At 44.0% G+C, this 23,578-nt stretch carries 9 protein-coding genes and 9 pseudogenes; 1 reads left to right on the forward strand and 17 read right to left on the reverse strand.

The genetic code is table 11. From position 1 onward, the window contains the following. Positions 1 to 95 precede the first annotated feature (95 nt). The 7 genes and pseudogenes from aroB to pilM all read right to left on the reverse strand — a co-directional run bounded on the left by aroB (position 96) and on the right by pilM (position 7,391). Positions 96 to 1,207 (reverse strand): annotated as a pseudogene (aroB, locus tag PKHYL_RS14635) (3-dehydroquinate synthase). A 113-nt stretch (positions 1,208 to 1,320) separates the two neighbouring features. After that, positions 1,321 to 1,844, reverse strand: a pseudogene (gene aroK / locus PKHYL_RS14640) (shikimate kinase AroK); the annotation flags it as partial. Between the two features lie 205 nt (positions 1,845 to 2,049). Then, positions 2,050 to 4,424, reverse strand: a pseudogene (gene pilQ / locus PKHYL_RS14645) (type IV pilus secretin PilQ). Between the two features lie 27 nt (positions 4,425 to 4,451). Beyond that, positions 4,452 to 4,985, reverse strand: coding sequence for a pilus assembly protein PilP (locus PKHYL_RS14650; protein ID WP_058025948.1), 534 nt, complete (start codon positions 4,983 to 4,985; stop codon positions 4,452 to 4,454). Beyond that, positions 4,985 to 5,718, reverse strand: a pseudogene (locus tag PKHYL_RS18305) (type 4a pilus biogenesis protein PilO). Before PKHYL_RS18305 ends, PKHYL_RS14650 begins: the two are co-directional and overlap by 1 nt. A 222-nt stretch (positions 5,719 to 5,940) precedes the next feature. After that, positions 5,941 to 6,366: pseudogene (locus tag PKHYL_RS18310) on the reverse strand (PilN domain-containing protein); the annotation flags it as partial. Beyond that, the gene (gene pilM, locus PKHYL_RS14665; protein WP_240365479.1) at positions 6,366 to 7,391 is read right to left on the reverse strand and encodes a type IV pilus assembly protein PilM; all 1,026 of its coding nucleotides are present in this window, start codon (positions 7,389 to 7,391) and stop codon (positions 6,366 to 6,368) included. The gene pilM and the pseudogene PKHYL_RS18310, both read right to left, overlap by 1 nt. A gap of 207 nt (positions 7,392 to 7,598) precedes the next feature. On the opposite strand from pilM, the pseudogene PKHYL_RS14670 reads away from it, so the two are divergent. Further along, positions 7,599 to 10,260 (forward strand): annotated as a pseudogene (locus PKHYL_RS14670) (penicillin-binding protein 1A). Positions 10,261 to 10,361: 101 nt separating this feature from the next. Here the strand turns inward: PKHYL_RS14670 and PKHYL_RS14675 are convergent. The 10 genes and pseudogenes from PKHYL_RS14675 to nusG form a co-directional block, all read right to left on the reverse strand. Then, positions 10,362 to 10,886: a DUF6586 family protein gene (locus PKHYL_RS14675; protein WP_071002926.1), complete on the reverse strand. Its 525-nt coding sequence runs from the start codon at positions 10,884 to 10,886 to the stop codon at positions 10,362 to 10,364. A 168-nt stretch (positions 10,887 to 11,054) separates the two neighbouring features. Next, positions 11,055 to 11,960, reverse strand: coding sequence for a hypothetical protein (locus PKHYL_RS19055; RefSeq protein WP_442966082.1), 906 nt, complete (start codon positions 11,958 to 11,960; stop codon positions 11,055 to 11,057). Then, positions 11,863 to 12,696 (reverse strand): hypothetical protein, encoded by an 834-nt coding sequence (locus PKHYL_RS19060; RefSeq protein ID WP_442966083.1) that lies wholly within the window; start codon positions 12,694 to 12,696, stop codon positions 11,863 to 11,865. The genes PKHYL_RS19055 and PKHYL_RS19060 overlap by 98 nt, the downstream gene beginning before the upstream one ends. Continuing rightward, positions 12,693 to 15,249, reverse strand: a pseudogene (gene rpoC, locus PKHYL_RS19065) (DNA-directed RNA polymerase subunit beta'). The gene PKHYL_RS19060 and the pseudogene rpoC overlap by 4 nt, the downstream one beginning before the upstream one ends. Positions 15,250 to 15,421: 172 nt before the next feature. Next, positions 15,422 to 19,539 (reverse strand): annotated as a pseudogene (gene rpoB / locus PKHYL_RS14685) (DNA-directed RNA polymerase subunit beta). A 760-nt stretch (positions 19,540 to 20,299) separates the two neighbouring features. Beyond that, positions 20,300 to 20,678, reverse strand: a pseudogene (gene rplL / locus PKHYL_RS14690) (50S ribosomal protein L7/L12). Positions 20,679 to 20,798: 120 nt separating this feature from the next. After that, the gene (gene rplJ / locus PKHYL_RS14695) at positions 20,799 to 21,326 is read right to left on the reverse strand and encodes a 50S ribosomal protein L10 (RefSeq protein ID WP_071002922.1); all 528 of its coding nucleotides are present in this window, start codon (positions 21,324 to 21,326) and stop codon (positions 20,799 to 20,801) included. A 474-nt stretch (positions 21,327 to 21,800) separates the two neighbouring features. Then, positions 21,801 to 22,502, reverse strand: a complete 702-nt coding sequence (gene rplA / locus PKHYL_RS14700; protein WP_071002921.1) for a 50S ribosomal protein L1 — start codon at positions 22,500 to 22,502, stop codon at positions 21,801 to 21,803. Then, the gene (gene rplK / locus PKHYL_RS14705; RefSeq protein ID WP_071002920.1) at positions 22,502 to 22,933 is read right to left on the reverse strand and encodes a 50S ribosomal protein L11; all 432 of its coding nucleotides are present in this window, start codon (positions 22,931 to 22,933) and stop codon (positions 22,502 to 22,504) included. The genes rplA and rplK overlap by 1 nt, the downstream gene beginning before the upstream one ends. A gap of 95 nt (positions 22,934 to 23,028) precedes the next feature. After that, on the reverse strand, positions 23,029 to 23,559 hold the full coding sequence (gene nusG / locus PKHYL_RS14710; RefSeq protein WP_071002919.1) for a transcription termination/antitermination protein NusG: 531 nt from the start codon (positions 23,557 to 23,559) through the stop codon (positions 23,029 to 23,031). Positions 23,560 to 23,578: the final 19 nt, after the last annotated feature.

Here is a 23,578-nt window from a genome sequence, read left to right on the forward strand (position 1 = left end):
CAATGCTCATTCAAATAGAAGTGCAGTTAGTGCAGCCTATGAATCTGCTGTACATATCAAGTTTTAGTACGAATACTCACTAAAATTTTGATACATTATGCGCTGTGTTGTGACAATACTTCGAGCAACAGATCGTTATCGAAGTCATTGGTCACTACTGCACTCCCCTATTGATTTTAACAAAATCAGCCGGATTTGTCCTTGTTTCACTTTTTTATCGTGTCCCATCAAGTCCAGAGCAGTTTGTACATCAATGGCAGGCGGTTTGGTTGGCAGGTTACCTAGCATCAAAACACGCTCAATGCGCTCAACCTCATCAAGGGTCAACCAACCAATTTTTTGGGACAGTTCAGCTGCTTGCATCATGCCCGCCGCTACCGCCCTCACCATGCAACCAATTGCCGTAACCTTGATGGGTCTCGATCACATGACCAAACGTATGCCCAAAGTTCAGCAGGGCACGCACACCTGACTCTCTTTCATCTTGAGCGACCACATCTGCTTTGTATTGACAGCAGCGCTTCACGGCTTCGCCAAGTACTGCCAGATCCAACGCCATCATTGCAGTTAAATTCTCTTCAAGCCATGTCAGGAATGCTTCATCCATGATAAGCGCATACTTGATAATTTCAGCGACTCCTGCTGACAGCTCACGTGCAGGCAACGTTTTGAGCGTACTCATATCAGCGAGCACCATTTGTGGCTGCCAGAATGCGCCAATCATATTTTTGCCTTGCGCATGATTGATGCCCGTTTTGCCGCCAACGCTAGAATCGACTTGCGATAATAAGGTCGTTGGAATTTGGATAAAGTTGACCCCGCGCATAAAACTTGCCGCAGCAAAACCTGTCATATCACCTACCACGCCGCCACCAAGTGCGATAAGCGTGACATCACGATTGAAATGCTCTGCCATTAGTGCATCATATATTTGGTCAATGCTTGTCTGGTTCTTATATTGCTCACCATCTGGTAACACGCAAACTTTTACCTTAAACTGCTCTGCTAGCTCGTCTTCTAAAGCTTGCAAATATAGAGGTGCCACGGTATCGTTAGTCACAATCAATACTTGGCAGCCCTTAATATAAGGTGCGACTTGCTTTGCCATACTGCTGTCTTTTGACGTCGCATCTTCAGTAATAATGATTGGATAATCATGACTTTGCGTACGAACTGTTAAGCTATCATGAAACAGTGACGTTGCCATGAGACACTCCTTAAGCATTTATAATTGGGTAAAAGTAGCTGAGTATACCTACCTATCATATCAATAGATAATATCGGTCTACTCTTTATTGTCTTTTGATGTTGTGTCAGTACAATCAAAAATGCGTTCAGCTGCTGCATTAATTGGCTGACCATATGACGCGGATAAGTGTGACCAGTGGGCATAATAATATGCGCGACCTGACGATATAATGGATCGCGAATACTATATAGATCTTGCAGTATTTTTCTAGGATTAGGCTGTTGTAAAAGAGGCCGTGACTTGTCTTTAGAAGTGCGGGCCATTTGCACATCGACTGGGGCATTGAGATAAACCACGATGCCACGCTGTCTTAAGAACTCTCGGTTTTCAGCAGCCAATACTGCGCCACCGCCAGTTGCCAATACAATTTGGGGGCTTGAGTCAGCTCATCAATGGCACGTGTTTCACGCTCACGAAAACCCGCTTCACCTTCTTTGGCGAATATCCAAGCAATGTCAGCACCGGTTTGCGATTCGATATACCAATCACTATCTACAAAAGTGCGACCTAACTGCTTGGCCAGTAACTTACCGATCGTCGTCTTCCCCGCTCCCATCGGACCCACTAAAAACACCGACGGCAATTCCTGCACCATAATACTCACTCAGCTAAATTAGCTATCATACAACGTCATTGATATTCTGGCTAGTAATGCGCTGTGATTATTGTTAGTAATATTTAGAGCTTATCGTCCATTAATCCATGCATATAGCTCGCAATATTAAAGAGGCTAAGTTTACGCACAAAAAAAAGTAAGCACTAAGGCTTACTTTTTTAGTGAATAATCAACAAATTTATGATTAATTCAAGCGACTTGTGCCATCATTGATCAATTTTGGTGTGACAAATATCAACAGCTCTTCCTTATTGTTATTGCGCACATCTCTGCGGAATGCACGGCCAATGTATGGTAAATCGCCTAAAAACGGCACTTTTTCCACCTCGTTGCTGTTACGGTTTCTAAAGACACCACCCAATACGACGGTTTGACCGTCTTCTATAGTCACATTGGTGGAAATAGAGTCTTCAGCAATAGCAACTTGACCATCAAGAGACCTAATTGGTGTGCCGTTGGTAATCAGCAATTGCAATCCAATCTTACCATCAGGGGTGATATTTGGTGTCGCCTCTAAACTCAGTGCCGCTTCTCTAAAACTGGTTGTAGTTGCGCCGCTCGCTGAGGCTTCCTGATAAGGAATCTGGGTACCAGAAGAAACTTTTGCGGTTTGCTTGTCGGCCGTCAAAACTTTCGGGGTTGAGATGACTTCACCGCGATTGTCCGCTTGTAATGCTGATAGTTCAAGATCAAGCATCACATCAGATAAACTTAATAGGCCAAAAGCGATACTACCGGCTGGATTATCCACCCCTAAATCAACGTTTAAGTTATCAGGACGGCTGATGTCATATGAAGGATAAGAAACCGTTTGTCCATTGACAGTCGTGGTTTCTACGTCAAAATCTTTTAAGTCCCACAAAGTTTGATCACTACCACCAACCAACAAGCTACGATTATTGGCTGCACCATTTGATAAGATTCCCCAGCGAACCCCAATCTCTTTACTAAAGCTGTCAGTGGCACTAACGATACGCGCTTCAATCATAACCTGACGCACAGGGATGTCAATCTTGCTAATTAAGGTACGAATATTTTCAATGCTATTTGCCACATCTTTGACAATCAAGGTATTGGTACGCTCATCAACTGTTACCGTACCACGATCCGACAACAACGTATTATTGTCATTTCCACGATTTGTAAGTCCGCTCGTGCCCCCTATACCGCTACTACCAGATGAGCCACTTCCTTGAGAAATCAAAGTCAGGACATCTTGTGCTTTTGCATAGCTCAAACGAATATATTCAGTACGTAATGGCGCATAAGATTGAACAGCTTGCTGCGCTTCAAGCTCACGTGCTTCTTGTTCAGCGAGTTCAGTAGAAGGCGCAACCAAAATCACATTACCATTTTCGCGCTTGCCTAGATTTTTTACTTTTTAGGATAATATCGAGTGCTTGATCCCAAGGCACGTTGATCAAACGCAAGGTGATGTTACCAGCGACTGAATCACTCGCAACGATATTCATCTCGGTAAACTGCGCTAAAATATCTAACACACTGCGAATTTCAACGTCTTGGAATTCCATAGACAGTGGCTCGCCGCTGTATACTCTCTCCCTCAAGTGTCGGCTCACGTAGCAGCTCAGGCTTGCTAATACTAATATTTAACTGATTGCCCGATTGGTAAGCTTGATACTCGTAATCATCAAACATATTAATAGTGATGACACCATTTTGTCCTTGGTTTTTAGTATCGATGCTACTCACCAAACCACTATTAATATTTAATCGACGTAGCAAGTTTCTTGGGACCGTACTGCCTGTTAAACGTACGACAAGCTTATTACCTTGGCGTTGTACATCTACCGGAATGGCTTCGTTGGCAAGTACCATGCTGACGTTACCGCCACCATCATTACCTGCCGAAAAATTGACCGCGCTGAGACCATCATAGCTGTATTGCTTACTCACTTGTGCCGAAGCAAGTTGCGGGTTCAACAGTGGATTAACTCTGACTACCATCGTATCGGCTGGTACTTCGTTTTCTACCACGACGGTATTATTTGTACTGACAGCTGCAACGGGAACCGTGCTGGTCTCAACGATTGGCGTGACGACTGCAGTGGTGGTGATGCCGCTAGAGTTATTAAGGACATCTTGTACAGGGTCACTAGTAATCACTGGACGATCAGGATCTGTAATGGTCAGTAGTAGCTCGTTACCCTCAATCGCTGTTGTATAATTGCCTGATTGCTTGAGGCCAACGATAAGACGCGTCGTACTGTCGCTACTCAACGTGGTGACATCATTGACCATACCGATATTGTATTCGTTGAAACGACTGGCAAGACCGTTTTGTACTTGTTCAAAGTCTAATACCAAGCGGCTAGGATCATCAAGCTCGTAGGCTGCAGGCAATACTGGTAAACCTGTGAACCCCAAACGCATTTGTGTCACTGCTGGTGCAGTTTGCACTACAGACACATTATTGATGCGCTGTGCAGCGTGGGCGCTACTACTGACTGCCACCATGCTGACTGCCAGTGCTGAAATGGCAAAAGCAGAAGAAACGCGGTTGCTCATCATCATTACCTTGTTATTGCGTACTGTCATTATTTATTCCTCAAAAAATCTGCCGACTTAGCTTATAGGGGATACCAGCGACTGGGGTTTTTCAATAAACCCAGCGCGGCTGTCTGGCACAATTTCAATCAAATTGATCTGGGTCGGCGTGATTTCAACAATACGGCCGTCATTCAATCCAAGATAATCACCTACCTTCACACTAGCAACTGAACCATCAGGACGTTGTACCAATGCGTATCGCTGACCTTCAGGCGACACTACTACGCCTCGAAAAACCAGTTGCGATAACTCGTATTGTTCAAGTGGTTCTTTTACACGTGTAATATCTGGGCGCACGCCATCAATAGAAGTGGTAGGACCCTCTACATTCACCAAGCTCGGTGGTAAAAACGGGCTGCGCTGTGAGCTTGCACTATAGACGAAGTCTTCTACTAGTTCAGCTTTGGGTGGTGGTTCGATAGGCTGCGCTGGCTGGTTACGGATGTCAGTCATCGCTTGCTCTGCCATACCGATACGATCCGTACAGCCAGTCATCGCTAGCACTGAGATACTTAAAGTCAACAGCATGGGTAGTTTTTGCATACTCATTAGTTACCTCCTGCATTTGCATCAGTAGCGGCGGCATCACCTGCAGGAGCCGTTTCATCTTCAGGAGTCGCTTCTTTTGAACGATAGGTTTTGGTTTGCAAGACTAGATTAAGCTCAGGTAAAACATCTAAGCTCGGTTGTGGGTTACTCACCTCAAAATCGTGCATGGTGATGATACGAGGCAGTGCTGCAAGGCCACTAATAAAACTACCAAACTGATGATATTCACCTAAAGCAGCAATGCGAATCGGTTGCTCAATGAAAAATTCATTTTCAATCTCAGGTTCGACAGAGATGTCTTGAAAACGAATATTACTACCGACACCTGTCATATTGATACCTTCTACCAGCTCTGACACACGCGTGTCTTTTGGCAACTGGTCTAATAAGGTATTAAACTCCGTTTCCATCTGAACGACCTGTGCTTGATAGGCTTGTAGGTGACGCGCGCGCGATTCTTTTCACGATAGCTTTCAAGCAAGGTCTGTTGCTGACTTTCAGCAGCATTGATCTCATCGATTTTACTACTAATCGGTAGCGCCCATGATAGGGCCGCTATAAAGGTAATAATAAGACCGATCACCGTCACCTTCACTGGTAACGGCCAGCTGCCATAGTTTTCAGAGTCTAGTGACTCAAAACTGCGACGAAATTCATTAAGATCAAACTGCTTCTTTGGTTTTGAAGCAATTTTTTTGGTCTTGATCAGGCTTTTTTTACGGACAAGTTTCATAACTCCCCCTCCCACACCATCTTCCGCAGGGACAGGCGTTTCTGATTGTACTTTAGTCGTCACTACGAACTGTACATAACTGTCTTCAGGATAGACTGGACGCGGTGTCTCACCAGCCGTAGTGACGGTATTATTTAGTACAGGGGCCGCTTCATAAGCGCTAATGTTCTGTTGAATATTGCTAACTGCTGAGTTACCCATCCATTTACTGCTGTCCAAATTACGTATCAGGCTAGATACAATGTTTGGGTTATCAGCCAGACCAGTCAATGTTAATACATCGCCTTCGCGTTTGAGATTGGTTAGATAAAGCGCTGGTGGAATCGCTCTTGCCAGATCATCCCACAAACGTACTGGTACAGGACGCCGACCTTGCAAGTCTTGAATGACCTGCATACGTGAGATAATATCTTCACGGCGCTGCTCTAAACTGTCAATCTCAGTCAATGCGGTGTCTAAGCGTGCATTTTCTTGTTCAATCAAAGCATTAGCATCAAGCTGTTCATCAAGCTCATTGTTAAAATAGCTCCATGAAGCAAAGGCCGCCAATAAGGTGAGCAAAGTCACCGCAACGATCAGAGTCATAAACTCTTTGTTACGACGCTCGCGCTCCTCTTGTCGCCAAGGTAAAAGGTTAATACGAGCCATTAGTCAAAGCTCCTTAACGCAAGACCGCATGCAGCCATTAATCCTGGCGCGTCAATGGTCAATTGCTCATTATCGATATTAGGCGCAATGGTCATATTGGTAAACGGATTGGCAACACTAACGCTTACACCGAGTTTTTGTTGTGCCATCCCAGCAAGACCTGCAATGGAGCTACTACCACCCGCAAGTACCACGTGGTCAATACTACTATACTGACTTGAGGAGAAGTAAAATTGTAAGGAACGAGTGATTTGCTGAATGGTATTTTCTATAAAAGGGGTCAAAACTTCAGGATAGTAGTCATCAGGCAATGTGCGCTCACGTTTGCTCAGCGTTGCCTCTTCAGCTGACAACCCATACCGGTTTTGAATCGCTTCTGTTAACTGAACACCGCCAAACAATTGCTCGCGACTATAAATAAACTCACCATTCTTTGCGATATATAAAGTGGTTTGATTATGGCCGATATCAACCAAAGCGACCAGTTCTGGCATATTTGGCAGATTGTCTGCCATCAGTCCAAAAGCGCGCTCTATTGCATGTGACTCGATATCCATAACCTTGGTTTGCATACCACCAAAGGCCAACGCATCAACACGCTGATCAACGTTTTCTGAGCGAGAGGCCGCAAGCAGTACTTGTACCATATCCTCACTCACTAAAGATGGACCTAGCACCTCAAAATCTAAATTGACATCTTCTAATGGATAAGGCACATATTGATCAGCATCCAAACGTATTTGTGCTTCACGCTCAACATCGCTTAGCATCATATCCATATCAATAATTTTGGTGATGACGGCAGATCCTGATACGGCGGTTGCAGCATTACTGCCCGCAACTTGGCAACGTCTTGCTAGACTCGCTATAATGTTGCCAACCGCCTCTGTATCAACTAGGAGTTTGTCGACGACTACACCTTCTGGTAGTCTCTCAATACCGTAAGATTTTAGGTGGAACATGCCTTGTTGACGCTGTATGTCCACTATTTTTACTGAAGTGGCACAAATATCCACACCAATCAAATGTCGACTTTTTGGAAGTAAATAGCCTCACAAACTCTATACCTTATATTAAGTGTACAATCTGATAGTTATTTGTAATAATTGAATACAATACTTTACTTAATTGGTAGATTCAAGCGTTTAAAAATATATTAAGGCCTACTTACACATTTATTATGACCTGTTGATTTTGTTCAAGGTATAATACCTTATCCGCTACAAATTCTAATGAATAAGTCTTATTATGGCCAAAAAAATGCTACCGCTCGTCTCATTCATTTCTTGGTGGGACTTTTCGTCGCTTGCCTAGCATTGGCAGTTATCTTAGCGCTTGCTGTACCTATTGGTTTTTATGGGATGGCGATGTATTTATCGCCAACTTTGCCAAGTATTCAAGAGATAAAAACTGCCAATTTAGAAATGCCATTGCAGATTTATAGTAGCGATGACAAATTAATCGGCCAATACGGCAATCGTTTATCGTTACCAGTCACATTTGATGAAATTCCTGAAGATTTGACTCACGCTTTTTTAGCGGCAGAAGATGCTTCTTTCTTTCAGCATAGTGGCATCAGTATCAAAGGTCTTGGGCGTGCGGTCACTGAAGTGGTGACTGATGATGACAGTCAGACTGGTGGCTCAACTATTACAATGCAGGTCGCCAAAAATTATTTTTTAAGTCCTGAGCGTACTCTAAACCGCAAACTGACGGAATTATTTTTAGCACGTAAAATCGAAGACGAGCTGAGTAAAAACGATATTTTGACTTTATATGTCAATAAGATTTATTTGGGCGAAGGCGCTTATGGTATCCCGCGCCGCTGCCAAAAAATACTACAGTAAATCACTAGATAATCTTACTATTGCTGAAATGGCAATGCTTGCCGGTTTACCAAAAGCCCCTTCTAAATATAATCCTGTTGCCAATCCTAGCCGCGCGTTGACTCGGCGTAACTGGATTATTGGCCGTATGCATGAGCTTGGTTATATCACCAAAGCTCAGCATGATGAGGCCGTTAACTCCCCCGTTGGCATTAAGCTATATCAAGAAAAACTCGACGTTAATATGCCCTATTTGGCAGAAATGACACGTGCAACCTTAGTTGAACGCTATGGTGAGCAAGTCATGCACAGTGGTTGGCGCGTTCGTCTCACGGTCGATAGCAAGGCACAAACGGCGGCAGAGGCTGCCATATTAACTGGGCTGATTGCTTACGAGCATCGTCATGGCTGGCGCGGTGCAGAGGCAAATGACGAGCCTCTCGAAAACTTTCAGCGCTATAGCAATATGTCTCCTGCCAAAGTTACCAAGGTCAACTCTCGTAGTTTTGAAGCGATATTACAGTCTGGTGAAAGTGTAACGGTCAATTGGTCTGGCATGAGCTGGGCACGCAAATACATCTCTGCCAATCGTATCGGTTACTATCCTAATAATGCTGGCCAAATAGTGAGCAAAAACGATATTGTCCGCGTGATACCTACCGCAAATGGTAATTGGCAACTAGGGCAGATACCCAAAATACAAGGTAGTCTGGTTTCATTAAATCCAGAAACCGGCGCGGTTAATGCATTAGTAGGCGGTTTTGATTTCAAACACAGTAAGTTCAACCGAGCCTTACAAGGATGGCGCCAACCTGGTTCAACCATCAAACCATTGGTCTATACCGCCGCTTTGGAAAAAGGCTATCGCCCAGACAGTATTGTTTCAGATCGCCCTATTCAAGTAGGCGACTGGAAACCTAAAAACTCTGATGAACGCTTCTTAGGTGACATTACCTTACGTCGCGGTTTGTATTTATCGCGCAACTTGGTTTCTATCCGTCTCCTACAAGCCATTGGTATCTCTGATGCGCGCAACCTCTTAGATGAGTTCGGCCTAGACAAAGAAAAACTACCAACAACTTTATCGTTGGCTCTAGGGGCAGGACAAGCAACCCCATTGCAAATGGCAACGGCGTATTCAACCTTTGCTAATGGTGGTCACCGCGTACAACCTTACTTTATTGAGCAAATTTATAATTATAAAAACGAGTTATTATTTCAGGCCAATCCACTTCAGGCTTGCGCCTTATGCTTTAATGAGCAACTTGAAGCGGTTAATAAAAACCTGATAGAAGAATATAACAAATCATTAGAAGATAAAAACAGTACTACTGAAGAATTGGCTACCGAGAGCACAGAGCTAGAAAATAGTGAAAATGTAGAAGAAACGGATGAAGCAATCGATCTTACTGTCTATGACGCTGGTCCACAATCAGATCGCCTAAAAGCACCTGTCGTACAATACATAGCAGCCAAACAAGCACCAAGGATATTAAAGCCTAGAGTAGCATTTGAAATGGCAGATATTTTACGTGATGTGGTGCAACGTGGTACTGCAGTACGAGCAAAAGCCTTAGGCCGTGATGATATTGGCGGCAAAACCGGTACAACCAACGAAGCCAAAGACGCTTGGTTTGCAGGGTTTCATCCTACCAATGCAACGGTTGTATGGATGGGGTTTGATCAGCCAACATCTATGGGTCGCCGAGAGTATGGTGGTGTGGCTGCCCTGCCCATCTGGATGGACTTTATGAAAGCTCAGCTCAAAGACACGCCAAACCAATGGGTGTCTATCAATAACCGCTCAAAATCTAAAAAGCAGCAACAGCAAATTATAGAAATGACCGATGATGGTATTATAACTGATGATGACGACATCTCTGATAATAGCGCACCAGCAAAACCGGTCAAGACTCAAATTCAGCAGCGCAAACCGACAGTCGCCGAGCCCACTGCAGATACTAACAACTCAGCAGCTCAAGCAAACAATAGCCGTAGTAACGATAGCGTGCCGCAAAACCCTTTATCGGTTACGCCGGTCCAGCGTATGCCCCCGATGCCAGAATAATCTACTGGTATCTCTAGCTACCGATATAAAAAAAAGGCTTGTTCAGTCATCACTGAATAAGCCTTTTTTGTAGATATTATATTTCGAATAGACTCATCCTGCTAAAAATCAACCATCCCTGCACGTAGTTGCTCGATCAGCTCTAAAAGCTGATTACGCCATTCTCTTATCGTTGCCTCATCAGGTAACCATTGATTTGACAAAGTAACGACATTCACAATAAGGTCGGGCGCGGCTAAATCGCTACTTGGTTTTTCATCCACAACCGTATCTGGTGGTACCGCATAGAGACAACGCTCATAAGCGCGCTCTATATTTGCAATAAAGCCTTGCTGCTGCAATTGCTGCAAACGCTGAATCTCAGGAGATACCTGCGTGCGCTCGCTTAGTGCTTGCTCAATATCTGACAAAGTTGGTGCGGTCATATTTAAGCTATAAAAATGACCCAGTTCTTGAGTGAATGCCAGCAGCGCACCATACAAATGAAAAATAGCCGTTTCACAATGAGCTTGATATAGCTGCTTATCATTGGTGCTGCCTGCTGCTTGACAAGAGAGACGGCAGAAATACAGTTTTTGATTGGTACGATCTGCTTGATATTTGGCAACGCGAGTTTTACCTGCCATGTGCGACTTATCCCTTCTATAGATAGTAAATTGAGGCTTATTTTCCAGTGTACTATTTTTTTTAGATAATAGCACCATGCCTTTCTCAGTTTTTATACACACAAAAAAGCCAGCGACTTAGGCTGGCTTTTTTCTTAAATTGGGAATGTAACAAAATACTCAATACGATTAATTATTTTGATTTAGCTCTTGAGCAAAGGCCTCATCAAAGCTTGCAAAGTCTTTGCTGTCAGTGCTTGCAGTCATATCAAACGCTGCATTTAGATCACTGTCTTGTAGCTTCTGATCCGCTGTCTCTTTGCGTGCCTTGTGATAAGCAAGACCCGTACCTGCAGGAATCAAGCGACCAACGACCACGTTTTCTTTCAGACCACGTAGCTCATCCACTTTACCAGTCACAGCCGCCGCCGTTAGTACACGGGTTGTTTCTTGGAAAGACGCCGCTGAGATAAAGCTTTCAGTTGCAAGACTTGCCTTAGTGATACCTAATAATTGACGTTCAAACTGTACTGGGAATTTGTCTTCCGCTTCTAGTTTCGCATTCAACGCTTTAATATCTGCATACTCGACCTGATCACCTTTGAAGTGGCTTGAATCGCCGCCGTCAGTGACTTCAACTTTACGCAGCATCTGACGAATAATAACTTCGATGTGCTTATCGTTGATTTTTACACCCTGCAAGCGATAGACGTCCTGTACTTCGTTGACGATATAATCAGCAAGTGCCGTCTGGCCTTTCAAACGCAAGATATCATGCGGGTTTTGTGGACCATCTGCAATAATCTCACCACGTGCTACCGTCTCGTTTTCAAAGACGTTGATTTGACGCCATTTTGGAATCAGCTCTTCATGTACTTCGCCATCTTCATTGGTAATAATGAAGCGGTTCTTACCTTTGGTCTCTTTACCAAAGCTCACGACACCCGTCATTTCTGCCATGATGGCGTGATCTTTTGGACGACGTGCTTCAAATAGATCAGCAACACGTGGTAGACCACCGGTAATATCTTTTGTACCAGAAGAGGCTTGTGGGACACGGCCTAGAATCGAACCTGCTGCTACTTTTTTCACCATCGCTCACGCGAATGATCGTTTCAGCTGGTAAGAAGTAAACCACTTCTTTGCCTTCGTCAGTGTTCAAGATAATGGCAGGACGTAAGTCTTTTGCTGAACTTGAACGGTCACGAGTCGCTAGAATCTCAAACGAGCTCATACCAGTGGCATCATCAACCTTAACGGTCGCCGTTGAACCATCAACGATATCACTGAAACGTGCTGTACCAGCAAATTCTGTGATAATTGGATGGGTATGCGGATCCCATTTAGCGATGGTTTGACCGCTTTCAACCTGCTCTTCGTCTTTCACAAGAACGCTTGAACCGTACGGTACTTTATAGCGCTCACGCTCACGGCCAAGCTCATCGGTCAATGCGATTTCAGCTGAACGCGATACGATGACTAAGTGACCATCAGTATGCTGTACCGTTTTCATGTTTTCAAAGTGCGCTTGACCAGCATTACGTACAGAGATGCTGTTGTCCACAGATGCTGAACTCGCGGCCCCGCCCACATGGAAGGTACGCATGGTCAACTGGGTACCAGGCTCACCAATTGACTGCGCTGCCATGACACCGACTGACTCACCGATATTGACTTTGTGACCACGAGCCAGATCACGACCATAACACTGTGAACACACACCATGTTCGATATCACAAGTAATCACCGAACGTACCCAGATATCATCGATTGCGTTGTTATCAAGGACATTAACCCAATACTCATCAATCAAGGTACCCGCTGGAATCAATACTTTTCACTGTCATCATTGTAAGTAACGTCACGGGCAGTCACACGACCAAGTACGAGATCACCTAGCTTCTCAATGATTTCACCACCTTGGATATGTGGCTTCATGAGTAGGCCTTCTTCAGTACCACAGTCATCACTGGTGATCACCAAATCTTGCGCCACATCAACTAGGCGACGAGTTAGGTAACCTGAGTTAGCTGTTTTTAGTGCTGTATCCGCTAGACCTTTACGTGCACCATGCGTTGAGATGAAGTACTGTAGTACGGTCAAACCTTCACGGAAGTTCGCTTTAATTGGTGTCTCAATGATTGAGCCATCTGGTTTCGCCATCAAACCACGCATACCGGCCAACTGACGAATCTGTGCCGCACTACCACGAGCGCCAGAATCCGACATGATAAAGATCGAGTTGAATGACTTCTGCTCGTCTTCTTCGCCTTGCGCATTGATAACTTTATCTGTTGCCAAATTATCCATCATCGCCTTAGCGACTTTGTCATTGGTACGTGACCAGATATCAACGACTTTGTTATAGCGCTCACCTGCGGTCACAAAGCCTTGCTCAAATTGATCTTCGATTTCACGAACTTCGCCTTCTGCCACTTCGATGATTTGCTTTTTCAGTGGTGGAATGACCATATCATCAATACCGATAGACACACCAGATAGCGTTGCTTGAGCAAAACCAAGATACATCAATTGGTCAGCAAACATAACGCTTTCTTTGACGCCCACTTTACGGTAGCAAGAGTTGATCAAACGAGAAATATTTTTCTTCGTCATCTCTTGGTTACACTCATCAAACGTCATACCTTTAGGCATGATGTTCCAGATAAGTAGACGACCAGCAACTGTATCTTTGATACTGGTTTCTTTGGTCTCGTTACCGTCTTCGTCAATTTGTGTTTCAGTGACACGCACTTTGATCTTCGCGTTTACATGTAAATCGTTTGAACCAATTGCACGCAAAGCTTCGTTGACGGTCGAAAATATCATGCCTTCGCCTTTGGCATTGATCGACGAGCGACTGATGTAATATAGACCAAGTACAACATCCTGTGATGGTACGATGATTGGATCACCGTTCGCAGGTGACAAGATGTTGTTAGTAGACATCATCAAGGCGCGTGATTCAAGCTGTGCTTCTAGGGTCAATGGCACGTGAACGGCCATTTGGTCACCATCGAAATCGGCGTTGAATGCAGTACAAACAAGCGGATGCAACTGGATGGCTTTACCTTCGATCAATACTGGCTCAAATGCTTGTAAACCCAAACGGTGAAGTGTTGGCGCACGGTTGAGAAGTACTGGATGCTCACGGATAACCATGGCCAGCATATCCCACACCTGTGGCTCTTCACGCTCTACCATCTTTTTGGCAGCTTTGATCGTAGTCGCTAAACCATGAGACAATAGTTTGTTATAAGTAAATGGCTTGAATAATTCTAGAGCCATTTTCTTCGGTAGACCACACTGATGTAAACGTAGTGTTGGGCCTACAACGATAACCGAACGACCAGAGTAATCGACACGCTTACCAAGCAAGTTCTGACGGAAACGACCTTGCTTACCTTTGATCATATCAGCCAAAGATTTCAATGGACGCTTGTTACTACCAGTGATGGCACGACCGCGACGACCGTTATCAAGCAACGCATCCACTGACTCTTGCAACATACGTTTTTCGTTACGTACGATGATATCAGGTGCACTCAGCTCAAGCAGACGCTTAAGACGGTTGTTACGGTTGATCACACGGCGATATAGATCGTTTAGATCTGACGTCGCAAAACGACCACCTTCTAGCGGTACTAACGGGCGCAAATCTGGTGGTAGTACTGGCAAGATATTCATTACCATCCACTCAGGCTTGTTATTAGAGTCACGGAATGCTTCTAATAATTTAAGACGCTTAGACATCTTCTTAAGCTTGGTCTCAGAACCTGTTTGTGGAATCGCTTCACGCAGCTCATCAATCTCAAGATCCATATCGATATCTTTCAATAGGTCTTGGACAGCTTCCGCACCCATCTTGGCAGTGAACTCGTCGCCAAACTCTTCAAGTGCTTTGTAATAATCTTCATCATCAAGCAACTGATACTTTTCTAAAGAAGTCAGACCAGGATCAGTCACGATGTAGCTTTCAAAATACAGGACGCGCTCAATATCGCGCAATGTCATGTCTAGCAATAGACCGATGCGGCTTGGTAGTGATTTTAGGAACCAAATGTGCGCCACAGGACTGGCTAGGTCAATATGACCCATGCGGTCACGACGAACTTTCGCAGTGGTGACTTCAACACCACATTTTTCGCAGATAACGCCTTGGAACTTACGGCGCTTATATTTACCACATAGACATTCAAAATCTTTTACTGGGCCAAATATTTTGGCACAAAAGACCATCACGCTCAGGTTTGAACGTGCGATAGTTGATGGTTTCAGGTTTTTTTACTTCGCCGTGCGACCATGACTTGATGACGTCAGGTGAGGCTAGAGTAATTTGAATGCTATCAAACTCTGTATTACCGTTGCCGGTAGGGCTTTGCATGATATCGAGTAAATCTTTCAAGTTGCTTCTCCGTTATCTTTATAATCATCTGACAGCGTACCATTGACGCAGATAAGATGAATGAAGGCAATGAATAGGGTTGAGACAAATCACTAAAAGCAGCAGCAATAAAGCAGACTGCCTTTAGTGGACAACTAAGTTAAACAACGGGCTAGTTGCTTTGTTTTAACTCAATATTAATACCCAATGATTTGATTTCTTTGGTCAGTACGTTGAACGACTCAGGCATGCCTGGATCCATATACTGCTCACCATCAACGATGTTTTTGTACATACGAGTACGGCCTTCAACGTCATCCGACTTCACCGTTAGCATTTCTTGCAACGTGTAAGTCGCGCCGTATGCTTCTAATGCCCACACTTCCATCTCACCGAAGCGCTGACCACCAAACTGCGCTTTACCGCCGAGTGGCTGCTGCGTGACTAGAGAGTAAGAACCCGTTGAACGCGCATGCATTTTGTCATCAACCAAATGGTTAAGCTTGAGCATGTACATGTAACCCACGGTCACTTTACGGTCAAATTTCTGACCTGTACGACCATCATATAATGTCTGCTGACCATCGCGATCCATACCAGCAAGCTCAAGCAGGTCTTTGACTTGGCTTTCTTTTGCGCCGTCAAATACTGCTGTGCCCATTGGTACACCGCCACGTAAGTTGTCTGCTAGCGCCATGATGTCATCATCACTTAAGCTATCAAGATCAACTTGCTCACCGCCTACTTGGTTATAGATTTTGTCCAAGAAGTCACGTAGCTCTTTGATCGCTGCTTGAGATTTGAGCATACCATCAATCTTCTCCGCCCAATCCTTTCGCTGCCATACCCAAATGCGTCTCTAGAACCTGACCAATGTTCATACGAGATGGTACACCAAGTGGGTTCAATACGATGTCAACTGTATTACCATTTTCATCATAAGGCATGTCTTCAACTGGCATGATGCGCGATACCACACCTTTGTTACCATGACGACCAGCCATCTTATCACCAGGCTGAATACGACGCTTAACCGCTAGATATACTTTAACGATTTTTTTGTACGCCATGTTGTAAGTCATCACCAGCAGTCAATTTGCGTTTTTTCTCGGCAAACTTCACATCGATGTCTTTTTGCTTATCAACCAAGTAATCAGAGATTTGCGTCAGACGCTCAGAGATTTCTTCTTCTACTGGCTGGATATCAAGCAATGTTTCAAGGCTCATATCTTTCATATCAGCCAATGCCATAACCGTACCGGCTTTTAGACCAGCACCGCCGCTGACTTTTTGGCCATCTAGTAGAGTACTAATACGACCGCGAGCCGCTTCTTCAAAGATACGTAGCTCTTCTTTCAAATCTTTGCGATAGCTATCAAGCTGCGATTTTTCAATCGCTCTTGCGCGTGCGTCTTTTCAACGCCATCACGGGTGAAAACCTGTACGTCAATAACCGTACCTTTACTTGAAGTTGGTACGCGTAGTGAAGTGTCTTTCACATCCGCCGCTTTTTCACCAAAGATAGCGCGTAGTAGTTTCTCTTCTGGCGTTAGCTGCGTTTCACCTTTGGCGTCACTTTACCAACGAGAATATCACCAGCATCAACTTCAGCACCGATATAGACGATACCTGCTTCATCAAGACTTGATAGTGCGGCTTCACCAACGTTTGGAATATCAGCCGTGATCTCTTCTGTACCTAGCTTGGTATCACGAGCCACACAAGTCAATTCTTGGATATGAATCGTAGTGAAACGATCTTCTTTTACGACTTTTTCAGATAGTAAGATTGAATCTTCAAAGTTGTAACCATTCCACGGCATAAATGCGATGCGGATGTTCTGACCAAGTGCTAGCTCACCAAGATCCGTTGATGGACCATCAGCCAAGATATCACCCAAAGCAATCTCGTCACCTTGGTTAACGATGATACGTTGGTTGATACAAGTGTTTTGGTTAGAGCGCGTGTATTTGATCAAGTTATAGATATCAATACCCGCTTCACCAGCAACCATCTCGTCTTCGTTGACACGAACCACGATACGTGATGCATCAACATCTTCAATCACACCGCCACGCTTAGCGATGACACAAACACCTGAGTCACGAGCAACGTGACGCTCCATACCGGTACCTACCAATGGCTTATCAGCACGCAGGGTAGGAACCGCCTGACGCTGCATGTTCGAGCCCATCAAGGCACGGTTAGCATCATCATGCTCTAGGAACGGAATCAGACCTGCTGCAACCGATACTACCTGACTTGGTGATACATCCATATGCGTCACTTTTTCTGGCGGCATACGAACAAATTCACCATAGCTACGTACACTGACCATCTCGTCAGATAACGCGCCATCCTCAGTCATCGGAGAGTCAGCCTGTGCAATAACAGTACCGACTTCTTCGATTGCTGATAGATATTCAATATCATCAGTCACTTTACCATCAACCACACGGCGATATGGCGTTTCTAAGAAGCCAAAGCTGTTGGTTTTAGCAAATGTCGCTAGTGAGTTGATCAGACCAATGTTTGGACCTTCAGGAGTCTCAATAGGACATACACGGCCATAATGGGTATCATGTACGTCACGTACTTCAAAGCCTGCGCGTTCACGAGTTAGACCACCAGGTCCTAACGCTGATACACGGCGCTTATGGGTAACTTCAGACAATGGGTTGTTCTGATCCATAAACTGTGACAACTGGCTTGAACCAAAGAATTCTTTAACCGCAGCCGCTACTGGCTTAGAGTTAATCAAATCTTGTGGTGACAAGTTGTCTGACTCTGCTGAGCTCAAACGCTCTTTTACGGCACGCTCAACACGTACTAGACCAACACGGAATTGGTTTTCTGCCATCTCGCCCACTGAACGAATACGGCGGTTACCTAGATGGTCAATATCATCGACATCGCCGCGACCGTTACGAATTTCGATAAGTTCTTTTAGAACATTAACGATATCATCGTTGGTCAATACACTGCGTTCGCGTTGTACGTCTGGGTCATCGGTGTTTTCAAATGGCAGACCAAGACGACGGTTGAACTTCATACGACCGACGTTAGATAGGTCATAACGATCGGCGTTGAAGAACATGCTCTCAAACAGTTTCTCAGCCGTTTCAACCGTTGGCGGCTCACCTGGACGCATAACTTTGTAGATTTCGATCAATGCTTCTTCGCGGGTTGAGGTGCTATCAGCACGTAGCGTATCAGCAATATAGCTGCCTTGGTCGATATCGTTAGTGAACAAAATGCTGAACTCTTTGATGGCACCACTGGCTTCAAATGAGTTCAATTTCACCAATAACTCGTGGTCGATTGGCGTGTTCGCTTTAGCGATGATTTCATCATTAACAACGATGTCTTCAGCTAAAATACGCTCATATAGGTATTCATCAGGCACAGCAATTTTCGTCATACCTGCTTCTTCAAGCTGACGGATACGGCGTGCGTTAATACGTTTGCCCTGCTCTACAATAACGTCACCTTCAGGTGATACGATATCAAACTGCGCCATTTCGCCACGTAGACGATCAGCAACTAGATCAATTTCAAACGTCTCTTCAGCTTTATAAACAGCAACTTTATCAAAGAACAAATCTAGAATTTCAGATGTAGTCAGGCCAAGTGCACGTAGAATGATAGACGCCAATAGCTTACGGCGACGGTCAATACGAGCAAAGACTAAGTCCTTTGCATCAAATTCAAAGTCTAACCATGAACCACGGTAAGGGATAATACGCGCGTTATAAAGCACTTTACCACTTGAATGCGACTTACCTTTATCATGGTCAAAGAACACACCAGGTGAACGATGTAGCTGAGATACGATAACACGCTCAGTACCATTAATAATGAAAGTACCGTTCGCCGTCATCAAAGGTATCTCGCCCATGTAAACGCTTTGCTCACGGATATCTTTGATAGCGGCTTTGCTATCTTTATCTTTGCTATCTTTATCTTTGATGATCAAACGAATTTTGACACGCATCGGCGCCGCGAACGTTGAACCACGTAAGATACACTCACGCTCATCAAATTCAGGCGTACCTAAATAGTACTCAACAAATTGCAACTCCGCGTTACCAGAGTGACTCTCAATTGGGAAAATAGAGGAATACGCAGCTTGCAAACCAGTATTCTCACGAGCTTTTGGCTTTTTATGCTCTTGCAAAAATTGCTCATAAGAATCTACTTGAATAGACAGTAAATAGGGAACGTCCATTACAGTGGGCAATTCAGCAAAACTTTTGCGAATACGCTTTTTTCAGTATAAGAATATGCCATCGAGAGTCCTTACAGTAAACGTGGAAACAAATTAAAAGCGTGGCCAATATGCATAAATACGATGCACACTTAGCGACGTAAACGATAATATAAAACGGGTTTTCGTGTTCAGTTCATGTCTTTTCTGTCAATTACTACTTTACTCATCAGTGCTTACCTAGCACACTTCACTTAATCTCGTCGTTGCTTGCTAAATTCATGGTAAGTGAATCAATCTATATGACTGTTGCAACCAAAAAATTCAATATTATATAATCTATAATGCATTGCCTATGAGGCTTAATTTACAAATACATTGCTGGAAAATAACGTCTATTAAGATTGCATATAAGCCACTTGCCATCTAGACTGCTTATTACCGAACTATGTTCCCTACACATGCAAACTGTCTATAAGACTTAATATCGACAGTCATGCCACACCAAGTAGGCAACTTATGATCACCAGCTTTTTCAGAATACCGCTTTTTTCAGGATTAATAATTGGGGTAACTATAACTTTAAGAATCAGTATAAACTATAGTGTTGATAGGAAAGCATGCAGACACAAAAAATGCCAAACATCTACAGACGTTTAGCTGATATTAACTGATTTTAAAAACTGGTATGTGTACTTGCATGTATATCGTCTGTCCTTTTGATGGGTATCCACCGTTAATGCATACGTATGTTGGCAGACACAAAAGGTCAAGCTACGAATTATAATAAAAAAAGCCGGCAATGCAAGGCATTACCAGCTTTTTTTCTGTACAGTGTTAAACTTATTTTAGTTCAACAGTTGCACCAGCTTCTTCAAGTTTCTTTTTCAACTCTTCAGCTTCAGCTTTAGATGCGCCTTCTTTGATTGGAGCTGGAGCGCCTTCAACCAAATCTTTCGCTTCTTTTAGGCCAAGACCAGTTGCTTCACGTACGGCTTTAATTACGCCAACTTTCTTGTCGCCGAAGCTAGCAAGAACAACGTCAAACTCGTCTTTTTCTTCAGCAGCAGCAGCGCCACCAGCAGCAGCAGCAACAGGTGCAGCAGCAGCAACAGCAGCAGTTACGCCGAATTTTTTCTTCCATATCGCTGATTAGCTCAACGATGTCCATTACTGACATTTCAGCGATTGCGTTTAACACATCTTCTTTAGATAGTGCCATGAGAACTCTCCGTTATCTGATAAAAATTAATTGATTTTAATATCGCTTTGATTGATTGCCGAATGTGGCAATAAAATTCAACCAAAATTAGCAATGTTAAAGTTACGTTAAAACAAGCAATTAAGCAGCTTCTTTTGCGTCTTTGATTGCCGCTACAGTGCGAACGAACTTGCCAGGAACAGCGTTCATAGTCTGGACAAGCTTGGTCACTGGTGCGTTCATAGTAGCCATCAAGATAGAGATTGCTTCGTCGCGAGTTGGTAGCTTCGATACGCGCTCTAGCTCTTCTGGACCATAAACTTCACCACCGACTGATACTAATTTGGTCTCTAAAGCTTTGTTGTCTTTGCTAAAGTCGAAAACGACTCGAGCGGCAGATCCCAAGTCTTCCATAGAGAAAGCCAAAAGTAGTGGACCAGTCATACGGTCTGACATGCTCTCAAACTTAGTGCCTTCAAAAGCGCGTTTTGCCAGGGTATTTTTTACCACTTTCAAAACGACGCCTTTTTCACGGGCTTGTACGCGAAGCTGAGTAAGCTGTGCAACACCAATACCGTGATATTCGGCAGCTACTGCTGAGTAAGCATTAGCAGCAACTTCAGACACTTCAGCCACAACTTGTTGTTTTTGCTCTAGCGTTAATGCCATAAGTTGACTCCTTTAATCTTATCAATCTGCTTATCATAAAAGCGCTAAAAATCGAAATTTCTGCAAGCTTAAATTTCAAGCTAGGACTGACTTGATACGACACATTACCAGCGGATTCAATTAATAAAAAAAGCATCTACTGGTAACGACTGATTACGGCACCGTTATCAGAATGACGTTGAGTAATAGTTTGAAGATTATATAAATAACCTTACCGCCCTATTCGCTCGTGTCTTAAACTGTGTGGGCCACCGTCTGCGTAGGACAACTAAGATTTTCATCTGTCGTCGATTAACAAAAGTGACTCAGTGTCATATTTAACCATTCGAAAATTGTCACTTATGACGCTAAACCACTCTCTACCTACGGTCTTAGACAGCGTAGCAAATACTACGCTGACCTAATTTTTGAATATAGTATGTGCTCGACATTCAAAATACTTGAAGTTCAAGTACTCAAAAATAGAGACTTTAATTATTTTGCAGTACGATAAGGAACAGCGTCAATCGTTAGACCAGGGCCCATCGTGCTAGACAAGGTGATTTTCTTGATGAAAGTACCTTTAGAAGTAGCAGGCTTAGCACGCTTTAAATCAGAAAGAATCGCTTGCGCGTTTTGCTCGATTTGCTCAGCAGTGAAACCAACTTGACCGATAGTTGCATGGATAATACCAGCTTTATCAACACGGTACTGAGCCTGACCCGCTTTCGCATTAGTCACAGCTTCAGCAACGTTTGGCGTTACCGTACCAACTTTAGGGTTAGGCATTAGACCACGTGGACCTAGGATCGTACCCAATTGACCAACAACACGCATAGCATCAGGAGCTGCGATCACAACATCAAAGTCCATGTTACCGGCTTTGATTTCTTCTGCTAGGTCTTCAAAACCAACGATGTCCGCACCAGCTTCTTTAGCGGCTTCAGCAGCAGCGCCTTGAGCAAATACAGCAACGCGTTTAGTTTTACCAGTACCAGCAGGTAGATTGGTTGCACCGCGAACGACTTGGTCAGATTTACGTGGGTCAACGCCCAAGTTTACTGCAATATCGATAGACTCTTTGAATTTTAGCGCTGGCAAATCGTTTAGGATTTGAACAGCTTCTTCTAGCGTGTATTGTTTTTCGTTATCAACACGGCTTTGAATTTCTTTTTGACGTTTGGTTAGCTTAGACATTATACACCCTCCACGGTAATACCCATTGAACGTGCAGTACCAGCGATGGTACGGACAGCAGCGTCAAGATCAGCAGCCGTTAAATCTGCATTCTTAGTCTTAACGATTTCTTCTAGTTGTGCACGGTCCACTTTGCCGACTTTAGCAGTGTTCGGTGTACCTGAACCTTTAGCGATGCCAGCAGCTTTACGTAGTAAGTACGCAGCTGGTGGTGACTTCATGATGAAGGTAAAAGATTTATCGTTATATACTGTGATCTCAGTTGGGATCGGTAGACCTGGCTCCTGGCCTGAGGTCGCAGCGTTAAATTCTTTACAGAACGCCATGATGTTCACGCCTTTTTGACCCAAAGCTGGACCAATCGGTGGTGAAGGATTTGCTTTGCCTGCAGGCACTTGCAGTTTGATGTAACCATCAATCTTCTTAGCCATGATACTCTCCTAAATGGGTGATAGCGCCAAATCAACGTGATATGACATATACCTAGTTGACTAACAGCTCCCCGGTTGATTAACTTTTTGCTGATTTAGTCTAGTTTTTCAACTTTACTAAACTCAAGCTCAACCTGCGTAGGTCGATTAAATACGTTTACCGTTAAATGTAGTTTAGACTTCTCATAATCCACTTTTTCTACTAACCCTTTAAAGTCAGTGAATGGACCATCGATAACCAATAACTCTTCGCCTGGCTCAAATAGCGTCTTAGGACGTGGGTCAGTTTCAGTCTGGTTCAAACGGTTCAAAATACGGTCCGCTTCTACTTGCGTAATTGGTGCAGGCATCTCAGGCGTGCCACCAACGAAGCCCATAATACGAGGGCAATCTTTTACGATGTGCCAAGTATTATCGTTCATCTCCATCTGGATCAATACATAACCTGGAAAGAATTTACGCTCACTCTTACGCTTTTTGCCGTCTTTCATTTCGACGACTTCTTCAGTAGGAACCAGTACATCACCGAATGACTCAGCAAAGTCACTACGGTTAATACGATCAGTTAACGAACGTTGTACTTGTTTTTCATATCCTGAAAACGCTTGGACAATATACCAACGCATATCACGCTCCTGATCATTA

Source organism: Psychrobacter sp. KH172YL61, assembly GCF_007182895.1.
GTDB classification, from domain to species: domain Bacteria; phylum Pseudomonadota; class Gammaproteobacteria; order Pseudomonadales; family Moraxellaceae; genus Psychrobacter; species Psychrobacter pacificensis.

Bases quoted from the DNA above. Each gene is read 5' to 3' on its own strand.
- PKHYL_RS14650 (WP_058025948.1), bottom strand. From the start codon at position 4,985: ATGAGTATGCAAAAACTACCCATGCTGTTGACTTTAAGTATCTCAGTG.
- PKHYL_RS14675 (WP_071002926.1), bottom strand. From the start codon at position 10,886: ATGGCAGGTAAAACTCGCGTTGCCAAATATCAAGCAGATCGTACCAAT.
- PKHYL_RS19055 (WP_442966082.1), bottom strand. From the start codon at position 11,960: ATGGTGAAAAAAGTAGCAGCAGGTTCGATTCTAGGCCGTGTCCCACAA.
- rplJ (WP_071002922.1), bottom strand. From the start codon at position 21,326: ATGGCATTAACGCTAGAGCAAAAACAACAAGTTGTGGCTGAAGTGTCT.
- rplA (WP_071002921.1), bottom strand. From the start codon at position 22,502: ATGTCTAAGCTAACCAAACGTCAAAAAGAAATTCAAAGCCGTGTTGAT.
- rplK (WP_071002920.1), bottom strand. From the start codon at position 22,933: ATGGCTAAGAAGATTGATGGTTACATCAAACTGCAAGTGCCTGCAGGC.
- nusG (WP_071002919.1), bottom strand. From the start codon at position 23,559: ATGCGTTGGTATATTGTCCAAGCGTTTTCAGGATATGAAAAACAAGTA.